Annotated in this window: 15 protein-coding genes; all 15 read right to left on the minus strand. The window is 28.3% G+C overall.

Annotated elements, in window-relative coordinates; translation table 4 throughout:
* Positions 1-9: 9 nt before the first annotated feature.
* The 15 genes from ACXYRP_RS00335 to rlmB all read right to left on the minus strand — a co-directional run bounded on the left by ACXYRP_RS00335 (position 10) and on the right by rlmB (position 17332).
* The gene (locus ACXYRP_RS00335) at positions 10-1947 is read right to left on the minus strand and encodes an ABC transporter ATP-binding protein (RefSeq protein ID WP_458614958.1); all 1938 of its coding nucleotides are present in this window, start codon (positions 1945-1947) and stop codon (positions 10-12) included.
* The gene (locus ACXYRP_RS00340) at positions 1937-3685 is read right to left on the minus strand and encodes an ABC transporter ATP-binding protein (RefSeq protein WP_458614959.1); all 1749 of its coding nucleotides are present in this window, start codon (positions 3683-3685) and stop codon (positions 1937-1939) included. Before ACXYRP_RS00340 ends, ACXYRP_RS00335 begins: the two co-directional genes overlap by 11 nt.
* Positions 3685-4005, minus strand: a complete 321-nt coding sequence (locus ACXYRP_RS00345) for a hypothetical protein (RefSeq protein WP_435130465.1) — start codon at positions 4003-4005, stop codon at positions 3685-3687. Before ACXYRP_RS00345 ends, ACXYRP_RS00340 begins: the two co-directional genes overlap by 1 nt.
* Entirely contained in the window at positions 4005-7769 is a 3765-nt protein-coding gene (locus ACXYRP_RS00350; RefSeq protein ID WP_458614960.1) for a DEAD/DEAH box helicase, read from the minus strand. The genes ACXYRP_RS00345 and ACXYRP_RS00350 overlap by 1 nt, the downstream gene beginning before the upstream one ends.
* Before the next feature lie 6 nt (positions 7770-7775).
* Entirely contained in the window at positions 7776-8132 is a 357-nt protein-coding gene (locus ACXYRP_RS00355; RefSeq protein ID WP_458607354.1) for a PTS glucose transporter subunit IIB, read from the minus strand.
* A gap of 216 nt (positions 8133-8348) precedes the next feature.
* Positions 8349-9398: an FtsZ/tubulin family protein gene (locus ACXYRP_RS00360; RefSeq protein WP_458597344.1), complete on the minus strand. Its 1050-nt coding sequence runs from the start codon at positions 9396-9398 to the stop codon at positions 8349-8351.
* A complete protein-coding gene (locus tag ACXYRP_RS00365) occupies positions 9398-10552 on the minus strand; it encodes an MAG3720 family protein (RefSeq protein ID WP_458597345.1) in 1155 nt (384 codons plus the stop codon). The genes ACXYRP_RS00360 and ACXYRP_RS00365 overlap by 1 nt, the downstream gene beginning before the upstream one ends.
* Positions 10553-10563: 11 nt before the next feature.
* Positions 10564-11466 (minus strand): 16S rRNA (cytosine(1402)-N(4))-methyltransferase RsmH, encoded by a 903-nt coding sequence (gene rsmH, locus ACXYRP_RS00370; protein WP_458597346.1) that lies wholly within the window; start codon positions 11464-11466, stop codon positions 10564-10566.
* Positions 11466-11891: a division/cell wall cluster transcriptional repressor MraZ gene (locus ACXYRP_RS00375; RefSeq protein WP_458614961.1), complete on the minus strand. Its 426-nt coding sequence runs from the start codon at positions 11889-11891 to the stop codon at positions 11466-11468. The genes rsmH and ACXYRP_RS00375 overlap by 1 nt, the downstream gene beginning before the upstream one ends.
* 209 nt (positions 11892-12100) lie before the next feature.
* Positions 12101-12775: a potassium channel family protein gene (locus ACXYRP_RS00380; RefSeq protein ID WP_435130478.1), complete on the minus strand. Its 675-nt coding sequence runs from the start codon at positions 12773-12775 to the stop codon at positions 12101-12103.
* 8 nt (positions 12776-12783) lie between these two features.
* Entirely contained in the window at positions 12784-14571 is a 1788-nt protein-coding gene (locus ACXYRP_RS00385; protein WP_458597348.1) for a potassium transporter TrkG, read from the minus strand.
* Positions 14572-14586: 15 nt separating this feature from the next.
* Positions 14587-14823 (minus strand): YneF family protein, encoded by a 237-nt coding sequence (locus ACXYRP_RS00390; protein ID WP_458597349.1) that lies wholly within the window; start codon positions 14821-14823, stop codon positions 14587-14589.
* 16 nt (positions 14824-14839) lie between these two features.
* The gene (locus ACXYRP_RS00395; RefSeq protein ID WP_458597350.1) at positions 14840-15961 is read right to left on the minus strand and encodes a zinc-binding metallopeptidase family protein; all 1122 of its coding nucleotides are present in this window, start codon (positions 15959-15961) and stop codon (positions 14840-14842) included.
* 65 nt (positions 15962-16026) lie between these two features.
* A complete protein-coding gene (locus tag ACXYRP_RS00400; protein ID WP_458597351.1) occupies positions 16027-16620 on the minus strand; it encodes a hypothetical protein in 594 nt (197 codons plus the stop codon).
* Positions 16610-17332: a 23S rRNA (guanosine(2251)-2'-O)-methyltransferase RlmB gene (gene rlmB / locus ACXYRP_RS00405; RefSeq protein WP_458597352.1), complete on the minus strand. Its 723-nt coding sequence runs from the start codon at positions 17330-17332 to the stop codon at positions 16610-16612. The genes ACXYRP_RS00400 and rlmB overlap by 11 nt, the downstream gene beginning before the upstream one ends.
* Positions 17333-17339: the final 7 nt, after the last annotated feature.

A 17339-nucleotide genomic window follows, 5' to 3' on the forward strand; every position in this document is an offset into this window, starting at 1 on the left:
AAAGCAGTGTTAGATATTTTGTTTTTGTGAATTATTTCATAACTGAAAGTATTTACCTTGATTTTGTAGCAGTTGCTGGTGACTACCTTGCTCGATAATTTGTCCAGCATTAATTACTAATATCAAATCAGCATTTTTGATGGTGCTCAACCGATGTGCGATAATAAATGTAGTTCGATTTTGCATTAATTTATCCATCGATGCTTGGATTTGAGATTCAGTTAAGGTATCTATATTTGATGTTGCTTCATCAAAGATCAAAATAGGTGGATTTTTATAAGTAACCCTTGCAATTGTAATAAGTTGTTTTTGTCCTTGCGAAAGTTTGCTGCCACGATCTTTGAGATAGGTATGTTCTTTAGCATCCAACTTATCTATATGTTCTGTTAAATTTGAGACAAGAATGGATTTATGTAACTGCTGATGGTCAATTGTATCGAATCCGTAAGTTATGTTGTTAACAACTGTATCAGAAAACAATGTTGCATCTTGCAAAATAATACCTATCACCTTGCGTAGTGAGTTTTTATCAATCTCTTTGATATTAATCCCGTCGATATAAATATCCCCGCTATTTTGCTCATAAAAGCGTATTAATAAGGAAGTGATGGTGGTTTTACCAGCGCCAGTTGGCCCAACTAGTGCGATTTTACTTCCTGCTTTTGCTTTAAATGAGATGTTTTTTATAGCTACATTTTGATCATATCCAAAAGACACATTGTCAAAAACAACCTCTCCATGCACTTTTTGATAACCAGTTAAATATCCACTTGTATCAGTAAATTTATACGCTCAAAATGCTGCATCTGATTCAGATTCGATGTATTGGTTGTTTTTTAAAACAACTTTAACAGCTTGGATGTTCCCGTGATTGAGTTCTGGGGATTGCTTAAGAATATCAAACACACGTTTACCACCTGCTAATGCGATGATTATCGAATTGGCTACTTCTAAAATTGATGAAACAGGGCCAGAAAAACTTTTAGCAAACTGAGTAAATGCTATTAATACCCCAACACTTAATCCGAAACCCTCGCTTTGTCCGTTGATCAATAAAATTGCTCCAAAAACAGCTACAATAATATATCCTATGTTACCTGCCCACATTGCAAACGGAAACAACAAATCAGCATAACCACGGGCTTTTAGTTCGTCTTGGTATAAAGAATTTGAATATTTTTGATAATCATTTAAAACATTTTGCTCTTGACCAAAGATTTTTAATGTCTTTAAATTTGATACTACTTCTTCAGTAAATCCTGATAAAGCACCATTGCTTCTTTGACGCTTGATAAATCCTTTTTTAGATTGCATCCCGATAAAATATGAAAACATTAAAATCAGTAACATCACTGCAAGCATAATTAAGGCAAGTTTTCAATTCAGCGAAAACATAACTACTACTGAAACACTTAAAGTGATAAATGTATCAATAACCTTAGGAAGCGAGTTAGATAAAAAATCCCTTAATGTATCAATATCGGATGTAAAGCGAGCCATTAAGTCGCCTTTAGAATTAGCATCAAAGAATGCAATGGGTAGACTTTGAATATGCTTATATAAGTTGCTACGCAACTTAGTTAATGTATGATTCGAAACTTTGATTAATAATCTTTTTCAGATAAAACCAGCGAAAACTGTTATAAAAAATCATACAGTTGATAAAGTGATAACAATATAAAACCATTTATAGTTAAATGTTTTTGCATAATTTTGTGCATTAGCAGAAAAATTATTTAAAAATCCATCAATAATAATTTTTCCGATAAAAACTTGATTATATAGCAGTCCGCCTGAACCAATAATGATTAAAAACAAAGAAATAATTAAAACTATTTTATTATCTTTTCATAGAAGTTTTAAGATATTTTTAAAGGTAGAAATTTTTTGTTTGTTAGTTAGTTTGGGTACTTGCTTGCTAAAAGAATTGTGAAAATTATTTCGCATCAAGACCTCCTAAAGCACCTTGCAACATATTTAGTTTCTGATAATATGAATTAGTTTTTATAAGTTCATTGTGAGTACCTACATTTGTTATCATTCCATTTTCAATCACAACAATTTGATCACAAATAGCAAGTGAAGCAATTTTTTGTGAAACAATGATTTTGGTAGTTTTAATGTTATTTAAAACTGATAAAATACTTTTTTCAGTTTTAGCATCTAATGCTGATGTTGCATCATCTAAAAGTAGTATTTTAGGATTTTTAATTAATGCCCTTGCTAAATATAACCTTTGCTTTTGTCCGCCTGATAAATTTTTACCACCCTGTAAAATTCGATAATCCAATTGTTCTTTTTGACTTGCTACAAAATCTCAAATGCAAACTTGTTTTAGCACATCGATAATTTGTTCATCGCTGGCATCAGGATCACCTCATTTGATGTTATCACGAATGCTTCCTGAAAAAAGTGATGTATCTTGAAAAACTGCTGAAATACCAGAGCGAAGCGAAGCAAAAGAATAATCTTTTACATCAATTCCATCTATTAAAACACATCCATCGGTTGCATCATAAAATCTTGGTATCAGATAAATCAAGCTACTTTTTCCTGATGATGTAGCACCAATTATCCCGATGCTTTGACCTACCTTAATTTTTAAATTAATGTTTTCTAATGAGTTGAAAGAGTTACCATGATATTTTAAGTACACATTTTTAAATTCAATTTCACCTAAAATTTCTTTATTAATGCAAGTTTCTTTTTCAATAATCGAAACTTGATGCTGAATTAACTCATTATATCTTTTAGCACTTGGTATGGAGCGAAACAGTTCACCTGAGATGTTTAAAATCCCTAAAAAAGAACCAGTTATCATTCAAATGTAAGTTGAAAAAGCTGTAATAGTACCGATTTTTATTTTTTGTGCAAGCACTTGATTTACTCCAATAACAACTAAAGCAATCACTGACATAAAAATGGTATTCATAATCACAATATGATATCAAGTAAAAACCTTTTCACCTTTGATGTTAATATCTCGCATTTGATTGTTTACAGCATCGTGGTTTTGTGCTTCTTGGTTTTCTGTTACATATGATTTAATCAGCCTCATAGAATTAAGGTTTTCTTGCAACTTTGTATTATATTGATCAGATTTTTTAAATGTTTTATAAAAAATTGGGATACCGTATTTTCACATAATTAAAAAGAATCCAAATAATAATGGTAAACTGACTGCAAAAATAATTGATAGCACACCTGATTGTGTAATAGCAAAAACCAAAGAACTGATAAACATAATTGGTAGTCTAAATAACGGTCGGCCCATAATACCATACAACTTTACAATGTTATCAATATCGGTATTAAGTCGGTTTACAATTACTCCAGTTGAGAATTTATCCATATCTTCAAAAGAAAAAGTTTGTATTTTGGAAAAAAGTTTTAAACGTAAATTCTTTGCAAAACGATACCGAGCAATAACATTTAAATAAGCACTAAGCATCGTGAAACCACCGATTAAGATACCAAAAGAGACTAATAATGCAGCATTTTTAAGCACAATGTGATATTTATCATCATAGTTTTTGAATGCATCAGAAACTGTATCAGTGATGTCTTTAACAAATAAAGGCATATATGTTTCTAAAATGATGCTAGAAACACCTAGCAAAATAGTAACCAGAAATAAAATTCTGGTTCCATAGGTGATAGAAAATAAAGAAATTTTATGATTCATTATTTGATGTGTCCATCGTTAATGCATTTGCAATCAACATTTTCAGTATTTAATGTATGTGTAATGTTAAGAAGATCGAAATATTTCTTTTTAAATTTTTTATTTAAAAAGTAATAAGTAAATAAACCTTTTTTGTTAGCATCAATGATGTTTTTTTTCTTTAGATCGCTAAGGTGTTTTGAAATATTGGCTTGTTTGCTTTTTAAGGTTTGAGCAAGTGTTAAAACATCGCATTCTTGTTCGTGACAGGTAAATAAGTGCAAAATAATTTTTCGTTTAATATTTTTTGAAAGTATTGATAAAACATCAGAAAGGTTCATTATTTATCCTTTCGTTCTATTTTCATTTCAACAGTTTTGGTAAATTCATCCACACTTTTTAAAAAGTCATCATTTACCACAGTTTTAGTTTGCTCATCAGATATTTCATCAGTATTACTCATAATTCAATCTTTTGGATCTTCATATAAATAATCTGTTGTTAAATCATCAAAAGTTGATTTTTTATCAACTTTTATCCCGATTGAATCTCAATAATCACTTTCATTTTCGGTAAATTCAATATCCTTATTAACGTTTAAATATACCGGTGCTGCAACTTCTTCATCTTTACCAATCACAGCAACTGATGCATCTGAATCATCTGGCATTGAAATATCTTCGGTTTTGACATCAAGGGTTTGATTTCCTGTTTCTTCCTTAATATCTTCATTAGTTTTGATACTCTGACTAAAAATTTTATGTAATTCTGCATCTAAATGATCATCATTTTGGATAAGTGATGTAAGAATCATTGCATCATTTTTATCTTCTTCAATTGAATGATAATTAATTGGTTGGGTAACCTTTTTAACTTCTGTATTTTGCTCTTGCTGCAAGGTATTTTGAGAACTTGTAAGTTTAATATCAGCATCAGTAGCAACAAAAATATTAGTTTTATTTAAAATGTAGGTATTGGTTGGTTGGTTTTCTGAAACTACTTCATCAAAATCAAATCATAAACTAATTTGATTTTGCATAGTAATTCAATTGATTGGATTAATTACAATAACATCGTATTTTTTAGCCTTTAAGAAGCGATATTTATCACGGATGGCTAAATATCCGTTTATAGCATTTTCTCCGTATTCAAAAGTGTTAAAAAGCACACATTTATAAGGTTTTTCATTCTTAGTAATAACTAAATCGATGTCTAAAGATCCGATGTTATATTTGGTAAATAATTCATAATTGTGTTTACCTTTAATAATATCTTCAAATTCAGTCTTCACAAGTTCTTTAAATCAAGTTACTTTACTTTGGTTTTCTACCGATGAATCAAGTTTTTTAGATGCAAATGTTTCTTTTAGAAGCTCTCTTTTTGAATCAGCATCCCTTTCTAAAAACTGTAATCATTTTTTAAAAATAATTAAATCATCCGATGAATTTGGCAGAATTTGTATATCATCTGCTTTAATAGTTTTGATCACTATCATTTTCTCTTTAGCACGCGATATAGCAACATTCAAAGCATTTGAACCACCACTTCGTGAAACATATGTAGAATTTAACTTAGTGGATTTATCATATGAAATAGTAGCAATTACTAAGTCTGCTTCATCTCCTTGGATATTTTCGATGTTGCGGATTAATAGTTTTTTTTGATTAATTGCTGCTTCTAAATTTGGATGGTATGAATAAATTAGGTTAGTTAAATAATCACTTTGTCGTGAGTTGAATGCTAATAAAATGGTTTTATTATATTTATCTAAATTTAAATTAAGTAACTGTAATGCCTTTTGTGCTTCAACTTTGTTGTGATTATCTTCTCAGTTTCCATCAACTTGATATACTTCAACTGAATTTTCATCACTAGCAGATGCATTATCAACTACATCAAGTGATGATTGGTAAAAGTGTTTAGATGAAAAAGTCATTAATGCAGCATTTTTAGCACGATAATTTTTATCTAAAATAATTTGATATACTCCTAATGATAAAGCATAATCAAGTAGTGAATCCACTTTACCAAAAATGGTATCATCAGTGTTTCGTGAACCAAATCAGTTGCTTGGACGCATTTGTTGTTTATCTCCTGCTAATATCTTAGTTTTAGCTAAATATAAAATCGGTAAACCTTTTTCAATGAATATTTGACTAGATTCATCTAAGATTGCATAATCAAATTCTTCTTTATTTCAAGCAGATAAATCTGTATCTGGTGTTGCTACAATTACAGGGAAGATTAATTTAATCATTTCAGCATATTTTTTAACAAAACGATATGGTTCAAGATTTTGGATGCGAACACTTTGTGAAAATTCACGATATAATCGTTGCAATTGTGGGTTAAATTCTTTGATTTGCTTTACATAGCGCTCTAAGGTAATGTTTTTAACTATCTCAGCACTTAATGTTTGCTGATCGAAATTGATATTTTTAGATTCTTTGATAATGCGATTTAGGTATTTTACCGAGTTACTAACATTTTTAATAGAATGAAAATTGTTTATTAATCGGTATAAACTTCCTGAAAAGTTGCTTAATTTGTTTTCGATCTGCTTAGCAACATCGCGAATCTTTCAATATTTTTTCATAAAAAATAAGAAATAACTATTATTTTCTTTTAAAATGCTTTTTGCAACTTTTCCTTCTTGTAAGGTTGATGAAGGGTAAATAATATCTTTTGGTAAATCATTAATAAACTGTGGATCATTTTCTAAATCGACATCCATTTTGTATTTGTATAAATAGTAATATGCTTGAAATAGTTGGTTTATCCCATCTTGATTCAGGATATTATTTACATTAACAATATGTCTGCTTTCTTGTTGGCTTATTACTGGATATTTTTGTAGTTGTTGCTTTGAATCAAAATTTTCCAGCATATCAAGGTATTCTTGAATAGGTTGATAAAACTTTTTCTTTTTAACATCTTTATAATTAAGTAAAAATAAACAAAATTTACTTAAAATTCCAAGACGTTCATTAATAACATCTAAGGCAGCTTTCTTTTGTGAAGCAACAATAACTTTTTTACCATAAATTAAAATATTTGTTATTAAATTAACGATTGTCTGTGATTTTCCAGTTCCAGGAGGCCCTCAGATAATGGTATTTTGCTGTAATGCAGATAAAACTGCTTTATCTTGTGAAAGATTGGATTTAGCAACATTAAATAATGAAATATTTTCATTTTTAAGAAGTTGTATCACTTTGTTTTTATATTTGTTTTTATCAAATTCAACCTTAAAAATATCATTAATTTCATCGTTATTAATAATTTCTTTCATCCGATTGCGTGAATATCCACCTCAAGGTTGAAAAATCCCTAATAACATACCCTTATGAAACATTAAGTTTTCATTAATAATCAAATCACTGCGAAGTGGAGTAAATTTATCATATAAATCATTAGGTAAGGTAAATAAATTGTTTCAATCGGTTTTTAGTTTTTCAAAAATTGCATTAATTTCAAAGTTCTCAAAGTTAGAATCGATGTTAAGGTTAAATCCTGAGTTGTTTAAAAAGAAAATGAGTTTTTCATTAACTTTAATATCTCCATCTGAAAATAAATAAGGAATAGTATTTTTAAATTTAATTTGAACTTCTTTAAAAAACATTGGCGCATAAATAACTTTGTCATCTTTGCGCAGTGAAACAAACAAAAATCCGATGTGTAACGGTCATGTATTGGTTTCATCCAAAATGGATGTTACTTTATTATCTAAAATTTTTCATTTGCGAATCGCTTTTTGTTGTATATGTTCTAAAAAATTAATCACATTTTTTTGTTCATATTCAAAATTAACCTTAAAATCTACCTTAGATGTTCTTATATATTTGTTTGCTTTTGATTCTAAAAGAGATTTTAAAGAATTAAAATCGTAAGTATTTTTAACTTGATCGATAAAATCGATCAAGTTTCCATCTAATAAACTGATCTCAAATTTTTCCTTATTTAAAACTTCTTTAAAATCTTTAAGACGTAAAAGATTATAAATATCTACACAATTATTTTCACTAAGTTTAGTAAAAATTGATGCATCATTTTGTGAGATATCGAGCAAATTATCTAAAATTACTTGGTATTTGTTTTCTTGCATAAGTACCTACTTGATATATTTTGCTAAAGCATCTGCTACTGCTGCTGTATATTGTTCAAAAGTGATAGAAATAGAATTAGATTTTAAAAACAACCCACGAACACCTTTTAAAGCCTTTATTGACTGTATATCAATTATTTTAGTATCTTTTAAAGTGATATTAACTCTGTAGTGTGTATTGGTTATTTCGATAATATTTTCATGTTTTAATGCATTAATTAATGTTTGAATTTTAAATGGTAAATTGTTTTCTTGGTAAATAGTATTTTTTTGATGATTTTTACTTTTATTTTTTCATTTTAATCAAATGAATCCAAAGGTTATAATGGTATAAAAAATAATAATTCAGGTTCTTTTTTTCATATATTATTAATTTTACAACATTTACCATAATATAAAATAGAATATATGAATTTAGTCAAAATTTACTTATTTTTTTTAGTTGTTTTTAATTCAATTTAACTAAAAATTTAAATAATTAATTATTTTTATATAATAAATATTATTATGCTTATTTATATAAAAAAACTAGTAAATATTACTAGTTTGCAATCTATAATTCTGATTAATAATTATCTTCTAAGACTTCGAGAATCATGAATCATACATTGAATTATAGTTTTTTTGATTCGAAATAATTTTTGTGTTTTCTGAGTTTATTTGCTTCAATCCTTGCGAATATTTTGCATCAGTAGATTCAACATCATTTATATGTAAATTTTTTATATTATTATCAAGAGAATTATTTCGATTTACTAAATTTTGATTTATTCCACTTATAAATACATTTACATCTATAAAACTAAATGATTTTTGTTGATAAACTATATTTTTTATAATTTGTACATCATTAGATAAATTAAAATATTTAACAATTTCAGAAATTATTCGGCTAATTTCTTTATTTGTGTTGACATCTGTTTTAATGTTTACAAAAACTTTTGCAGCATTTTGGATTTGGGAATCATTTAAATTATATGTAGAAAACTTCTTAATTATTTTACTACTTAAATTGCTTCCGGATGCTTTTGCAGCAGTAATATAAGTTAATCCTGAATTCTCTAACGTCTTCTTTAAATTTGCAAGATTTATTGAATTATTCGCATTTTCATTTAAGAAGTTAATTAAATAACTTAATTGTAAGTTTGCGATTTTATTAATTTCTTGATCTGGAAAGTCTGGATACATATGATGTATTTTTTGCGTTGATACAAAAGTGTATGCATCAGAACATTCAATGATTTTATCTAAATATTGCTTTATATTAGGTAAATATGAATTTTGTAAAGGTATTTTGATAACTGAAACAACTAATTTGTTTAGCATTTTTGCTAATTTTGTTATTGCAGGAGTTAACCAAGTTCCCACATTGTCTATATAACTGCTGATTAACACAATTTCAGCATCTGCTAGTATATTTTTTAACATTAATGCATCAATATGACTGCTAAAGTCATCAATATTATCTTTTAGATTCTCTTTTATTAGTATTTTGCTTTCACAAGAACTTTTACTAAATTCTTGTTTATTTGCAAAAATTGCAATATATTCAATTTCATCATTTTGCTGAAAAGAAATTGGGTTTTCACAAAAACTACCACATATATCTAAAATTTTAATACTTTTCATTAATGTTTAAAAGCAAAGATTCTTTGTCAAAAACTTTTATTTTTGATATATGTTAAATCAATTTCACGTGTAACGGTTTGTAAGTGTCCGCTATCATCATAGTTAAATGAATTAGCAAAAATAATTGACTGTTTAATAATTGGATCAAGTTTATGTATCAAGTTAAAACCACCTTGGGTAATGGAATTTAATTGATAAAAACCTTTCAGTAGTTTTGAATCAATGTTTATTTGCTCTGTAAGTTTTTTAGTTATAAAGTCTGTTAATAAGTCATTGCTGCTATTAATTCAAACTTTTAATTCTTTGTTATTATATTTTAAAATTTGGTTGATTTTTGAACATAATATATTTACAAAGTTTATCAAAAGTGAATATATATCATTGTTGATTTCATCGAGAATTTGACCAGAATCACAAGATAAAATTTCATTGATTCTTGCAAAAATAACTTTTTTACTTAAATTTTGATCTAAAAACTTATTTACTATAACATCTGTACCCATTGCGATGTTAATAGTATTGAGAATATAGCCATTTTTTACAAAACTTACATAAATATTACTATCACATATGTTAACTAAAAGGTTGTTATTTTCTTGATTAAGTGAGCTTGCAAGAATTTGTTGAAAGGTCGCAAGTGTGTATGTAATATTTTTTTTATTTAAATTTGTCAAGTATTTATATGTCTTTACAAGAAAGGAATTTAATTGTAAATTATTTGTATTAAGAAATAATTGACTTTGAAATTGATGCAAACTTTGATAATCTTTGTCTTTTGGAAAAGTATCATAGTATTTATAAACACCATTATAAAAAGTTTGATATTGGTAGTTAAAGGTATTCAAATGAATAAAATCTTCAATTTGCTCAGGTTTTTCATTTAAAACATCTGTATTAACTTGCTTTTGACTAAGGATGTATTTAGTTTCTAAAAATAAGTCATCTTTTAAATTGATATTAATAAAAATATCATCTTTTTTGTATTTTTTGGTATAAGTGTTGATTTTATCTTTAATAAAATCTAAAATAATTATGGATTTTTGATAATAGATTTTAACATCTTCGGCGATTTTGCTAAAGTTGTTATTTGAATTTTTAATAGAAGAAAAGTAAAAATGATTTTGATGAATATTGAAATTTAAAAATATTTTCATTTTAACTCCTTCTATATTAATTTAGTTAATTTACGTAATTTTGCACTTTTTGAGCGTCGATTAATTTGAATTTCTGCTTGAGTAGGCAAAATTTGTTTTTGAATAAATGCTTTTGGTTCTTGAATCGGTAATTTGCTTGGTAGTTTTGACTTACAAAGTTGATTAAAATGCTCTTTTACTACCTTATCTTCAATTGAATGAAAGGTGATAATTACTAAGGAAGCATTGATTTTTAACAAATTAATGGCATCTTTTAGCATTGTTTTTAAAGAGTTGATTTCATCGTTTACTTCGATGCGAATTGCTTGAAATACAGGTTTTGCAGGATTTTTAGCACGTAATAATGCAGCAGGATATGCTCTTTTTATCACATCAACTAATTTTAGTGTTGTTTCAATAGGACGCGATGCTATAATGGCTTTCGCAACCCGACTAGCAAGTTTTACATCAGCGTATTTATATAGCAACCGTACTAAATCACTTTCACTATATTCGTTAACTACCTTATAAGCAGTTAATTGTTGATCTTGATTCATACGCATATCTAAAATTGCATCTTTGTTGTAGCTAAATCCACGGTGACCTTGATCGATTTGTGGAGATGAAACACCTAAATCAGCAATAATTCCATCAACTGAATAAACACCTAAATCCGATAATCTTGATTTTATATCTTTGAAATCACTTTTGATTATCGTGAAGTTATTCGATACTTTTTTAAGACGTTCAGATGCTATCTTAATAGCATAGTCATCTTTATCAAAAGCATACAAGTGTCCGTTTTCAAGTTGCTTTAATATCGCTTCTGAGTGACCACCCATTCCAAGGGTTAAATCGATATATATTCCATTTTTATCTATGTGCAAGGATTCGATGCTTTCATTAAGGAGTACAGAATAATGTAAGTTTGTCATTATAGCAGCGAAATTTTTTCTGCTAATGCCGACATACCTGAAAGTGATATTTCAGCATTTTCTGCATCAAATTTTTCCTTAGCTCAAATTTCAACAAGCGAACCCATACCCACAAATGTTATTTCTTTTTTGATAGCAAGATCAGTAGTAATTTTTTTCGGGATGCTAAAACGACCCACTGAATCTAGTGTGGCTAAAAAGGAATTACCAAGAATAAATCTAGTTACCTTTCTCACATCCTTATTAAAGAAGCTTTTTGATTCAATATTTTGACGGTATTTATCAAATTCTTCAATACTGCGTAGTTCGGCATTACCATCAAAACCGATGCTAACCATAAATTGATTACCCAACTGTTCTTGAAAGACTGGAGGTAAGATAACACGGTTTTTGTCATCTAGGTTTCTTGTATGTTGTCCAACCATTACCACGTCCTCCCACTATCTAATAAAATTCTACCACTATTTACCACCACTTATAAATAAAATTTTAATATTTTTTATCTTTTTAGTTTCTTAATCAATTTTGTTTTGACTAAAACAAAAGAAAACACCTATTTTTATGTATATTTAAAAATAGGTGTTAAAAAATTTGTGAAAAAATTTTCCACATTTTATCAATGTGGAAAATAATTTTAGTTTTGGTTATTAAATCATTCAAAGGCAGCAGTAACATTTTCTATTTCACCGATAACAGTAACTGTATCATTTTCATGTAAGACAGTATCAGCAGTTGGTCTAATTTTCTTTTGTTGGGTTTTAATTAACACGATTGTTATTTCTCATTTGTTTAAATTTAGATCACGAATTGGTATATTACAAATACTTTTGTTTTTAATTACAGAGTTTCCTAACACAAAACCATCACCGAGTTCTTGTAGATTCTTGCTATATAAAATAAATTTTTCATTTGATGCAATTAATGCAGCACGGATTCCGGCTTCTTGTTCAGGCCGCAAAATTGCACTAACACCAATTTGTCTTAGCACCCTTGCGTGACGACGACTTACAGCGCGAGCGATAATGTTTTTAACTTTTAATTCTAATAAGGCTGCAATGATTTCGATATTATCAGGGACAGCAACAACGATTGTTCCGATTTTTTCTACACCAATTGCTTTTAGCAATTTTGTTTCCGCAGCATCACCTACTATAAGCCTTTGTGCATCATCTTCATAAAGTTTTAACCGTTCTGAGTCGGTATCGATAATTGTAATTTGCTTGCCTAATTTAATTAACTCTTCAACAACGGCCTGTCCGAAGCGACCTAACCCGATAACAGCGATGTCATCGCTTTGTTTAAATTTCATATTTTCTCCTAACCGATTGCTAGATCAGCATCGATGTATTCATAACTGCGATCTTTTGATTTCTTACGTTTTCATACCAACAAGGTTGATGAAACACCGAATTGACCGATAAACATTGTTAATATTAATGCAAGTTTTGAAGCAACATTGAGATCTTTAGTTATTCCAGTGCTTAATCCGGTAGTTCCGAAAGCACTAGAAACTTCAAAAATGATATGCATTGGATCATAATAAGGTTTTGATAAATTTGAACCAGTTTGCATCATATTTGATGTACTGATGTGTCCACCTGAAACATCAAAGGAAGTAAATGTGATTAAAGTGACAAAAAAGACTAAGACAAAAGCTAAAATAAAAGTTTGTGTAGCCATAAAGACGGTTTTTTGTTCAATAGCACGTTTAAACATTCTTACCCGTTTGCGACCCATTAAAACAGAGATGGTAGTCATTAGCAAGACAGCAAAAGTAGTTGTTCGTATTCCACCACCTGTTGATGATGGTGCAGCACCAATAAACATCATAGCTGTTCATATTAAAATTGAACTTGCACTAAAATCTCGTAAATTCACACTTGAAAAACCAGCAGAACGTGTTGAAAAAGTTGTGAATATTATCGCAAAAGTTTTATCAAAATTGTTTCCGTACATATAACCTTGATTAATATAATGTTTTAAATTTTCAAGATTATCCTTACTTGTGTTTAATAAATTGTATATTTTTAATTCCGAATCACTAAGATTATTTGAATTTGTGATATTTAAAAGATGTGAAAATTTTTGGTTATTATTAATTGCAGATAATCAAGTATTGTATTCTTGATAATATGCTCCTGGGATATAAACTTTATTTCAGATAGTATTTTGTGATTTAGATGTTGCTTCAAAGGAAATTGTTAAAATAAAACCTACTAAAAATACTAAAATATAGGAAATAATTGAAACTTTGGTAAATAAACTAAAGCGATGTTTTCCTTGGTATCTACGGATTTTATGTTTTAAATAGCGATGGATATCATATATTGTTGGATAACCTAAGCCACCTATCACAAAAAGGATGATAAATCATATTTGTAATCCAAAATTAAGATAATAAGGCATGATTGAATTACCAGAAATAATGTCAAAACCAGCATTATTGATAGCTGAAATAGTGTGAAAGAAACCAAATCTAAATGAGTGTGCTCAGTTTTTATAAGGATTTATATATTCGCCTTGTGTTTGTAAATATGATTTAATTCCTAATGTTTGTTGTGGTGGAGTGTAATAAAAATAAATCGACATTAAAATACTTGAAATAAGTATGACAATTAATAAAAATTTCAAAGAAGATATAATTAATTTTATAGTTACATTAACATCCGAACTACCGCGTTCATGCTGGAGCAGTTGCACATTTCCAATTGATGTGATTTGTCTACCTAATAAATAATTGAAAATAAAGAATTTTAAGGCAAATATCCCGATTCCACCAAGTAAAATTAAAATAGCAATAATCGCTTGACCAAAATAATTTCAATGTGAAAAAGTATCATAGACAACTAATCCGGTATCTGAAAAAGCACTCGCTGTTGTAAATAAAGCATTGATATAATTATCAAATGAAGTTCAGTTATGATTATATGTCTTTTGAGTAATTGGACTTCAAAGCAGTAAACTAAAAATCAAAACTACAAAAAAATAAACAATTAAAAGATATTTTAATTGCGAAATATTTCTGCGTCAGTTTAAAAATTTTATAAATAACTGGACTAATTTTAAAGACTTAAGGAATTTACGAACCTTAAACCAAAAACTCATGTAACTCCTTAGAGATTATTTATCAGATTGCATAGAACGCATAATTTGTCTAATTTGTGATTCACTAGCAGTGCGTCCCATTTGTTTAAACATTATTCGAATTTGTTTTTCTGTAATAGGTGGATTTTCTTTAAGTTGTTTTTGAAACATTTTTTTTGCAACAATAAATGTTACAACTGCAGCGGCAAAAATAACAAAAATGATAACACCTATCATCATACCAACAAATGCTCCTGTTGACATTTCAACCATTGTTACTCCTTAATAATTAATTATACTTAATTTTTTGATATTCTGAATCATTAAAATCCTTAAGAAAATTAACTATCAAATCACTAGCAGCTAATAAATCAGAAATTGCACAAACCCCGATGGGACTATGTAAGTATCTTTGTGGTAGTGAAATTGTTAACACAGATGCCCCACCTGGAGCAAATTGTAATTCCTTAGCGTCAGTTCCTCCACCAGCAGCAACAAATTTATAAGTAGGAATTTGATATTTATTTGATATTTTTATAAATGCATCAATTAGTTTTGGGTCCATCAAAGTTCCACCATCTTTTACACGGATTGCAGCACCTGCATTTAATTTGGTGCTACCTGGTATAGTTGCATATGTATCATGTGAAGATGTAGTATCAAGAGCAATTGCAATATCTGGGTTAATAATTGAAACTGATGTTCGAGCACCACGGGTTCCAACTTCTTCTTGTACAGTTCCTACTAAATATAAATTTACATCTAAATCACAATTGGCTATCTGTGAGGCAATTTCATCTAAAACTGCTACACCTGCACGATTATCCATTGCTTTTCCACCAATTAAATTTGTATCATTGAACAAAATTGTTTCACCTGATAAATAAACTCTATCCCCTATTTGAACTCCTGCAGCAATTGCTTGTTCTTTTGAATAAAAACCAAAATCTGCATATAAATCATTATTTGTAAGAGCTTGTGAAATTTTTGATGCTTCCATAATATGGATGCTGGTATGCCCGAAAACACCTATATACTCTTGTTTTGATGAAGTGATTAATTTTGCTTTAGTTCCAATAACAACAGAGGCTCAAATTCCGCCTACTGGAGTTAAAAGAAGTTGTCCAGTTTTGGTAAAATCACGAACTAAATATCCTACTTCGTCCATATGAGCAGCAATCATTACTTTTGGAGCATTAGGGCTACTTGCTTTTTTATAAAAAATAATTGAACCAAATTTATCTCTAGATACTTCAAAATTATTACTAATATTTTTACGAAGCAAACTTGCAACAGGTTCTTCGTAACGCGACATTGCATCAGTTTGCATATAAGAAATTAATTTATTTTTAAATTCATTTTGTCTTGGTTCTGTAACATAATAAGATGGTTTATTGCTTTGATCTGACATAATTTCCTTTTGTAATATATTCTACCAAATTTTAAAAAATAGCCCATAATTATTGGACTATTTTTTTAGAAGAAATCAGTAATTTTTGCTCGGATGTTTGTTGTAATTTCTTTTTGTTTTGAATTTGTATAATGCATTTTATTATTATTTAATAAGTTTTGCAAATAATTTCTTTCTTGTTCATTTAACAGATGCATAATTGAAATTAATTTTACATATGCTTCGTTTTTATTGTTTCTTTCTTGAAAGTTTTTATATCATGAAAGTTTGTTTTGCAAACGATTGAAATTTATATTGTGTCTACCGATCTTGTTTTCAAAACGACTTTGACTTCCATAATGAGCATTAAAAAAATTGATAATGCGATACTTTAGCATACTTCAAAAATAGTTAGCAAAAGGGATGTCCTGCTGATTGCGTTTTGTTTTTAACATCTGCAATAGTTCATAATATGCTGCATTTAATATCTCATCAAAACTAAATACATGATCAAAATATACATTTTGGATTTTATGACATACAGCGAATAAAATTTGCTGGTATTGCTTTATAAATGATTGAATAATCTGATTATTTGTGATGTGTTTCTTGCTTTCATCCAAGTTTAAAAACTCAATAACTTCTGAATCAAGATTTTTGATCTGGAACTTAGTCCTCATTTAATTTACTGATATAATCAAAAAGGATAATACCAGTTGCAACCGAAACATTTAAAGATTGTATGCTTCCGTATTGTTTGATATAAACACTTTGATCGCAGACTGACAAAACACTTTTTGAAACTCCATCTCCTTCATTTCCTACAACTAAAATAGTTGGTTTATTATATTTTATTTGTGTGTGTGGAATTGCCTTAGCATCTATGGTGGTAGCATAAGATCAATACCCAAATTTTTGAAGTTTCAAAATTGTTGCCGAAAGACTAGATACTTTGTAAAAATTGATATTTACAAAACCACCAGATGCAACTTTTAACACGGTAGAATTAATTAAAACACTTTTTTCTTTTGGAATAATAATGTCTTTGATTCCGGCTGCATTAGCAGTTCTAATGATTGCACCAAAATTATGTGGATCTTGTAAATGATCTAAAATTAAAATACATTGTGGTTTGGTTTTAATTATAAGATTTATATCTTTATAATTAAAACCATCTAATATACCAATAAACCCTTGGTGGTTTTCCTTGGTTATATTATTTAAAAAAGCATTATCCTTTATTTCTACATTGTTAGTCTTCTTTAAAAATTTAGTGTATTCTGCTTTAGCTAAATATATTTTTTTAAATTTATATTTAGCAGCAATTGCGTCAAGCAAGGTGTTTTTTCCACACACTAATAATTCTTTCATATTTTCTTTAAAATTTTTCATAACATTT

Source organism: Mycoplasma sp. 5912, assembly GCF_054353835.1.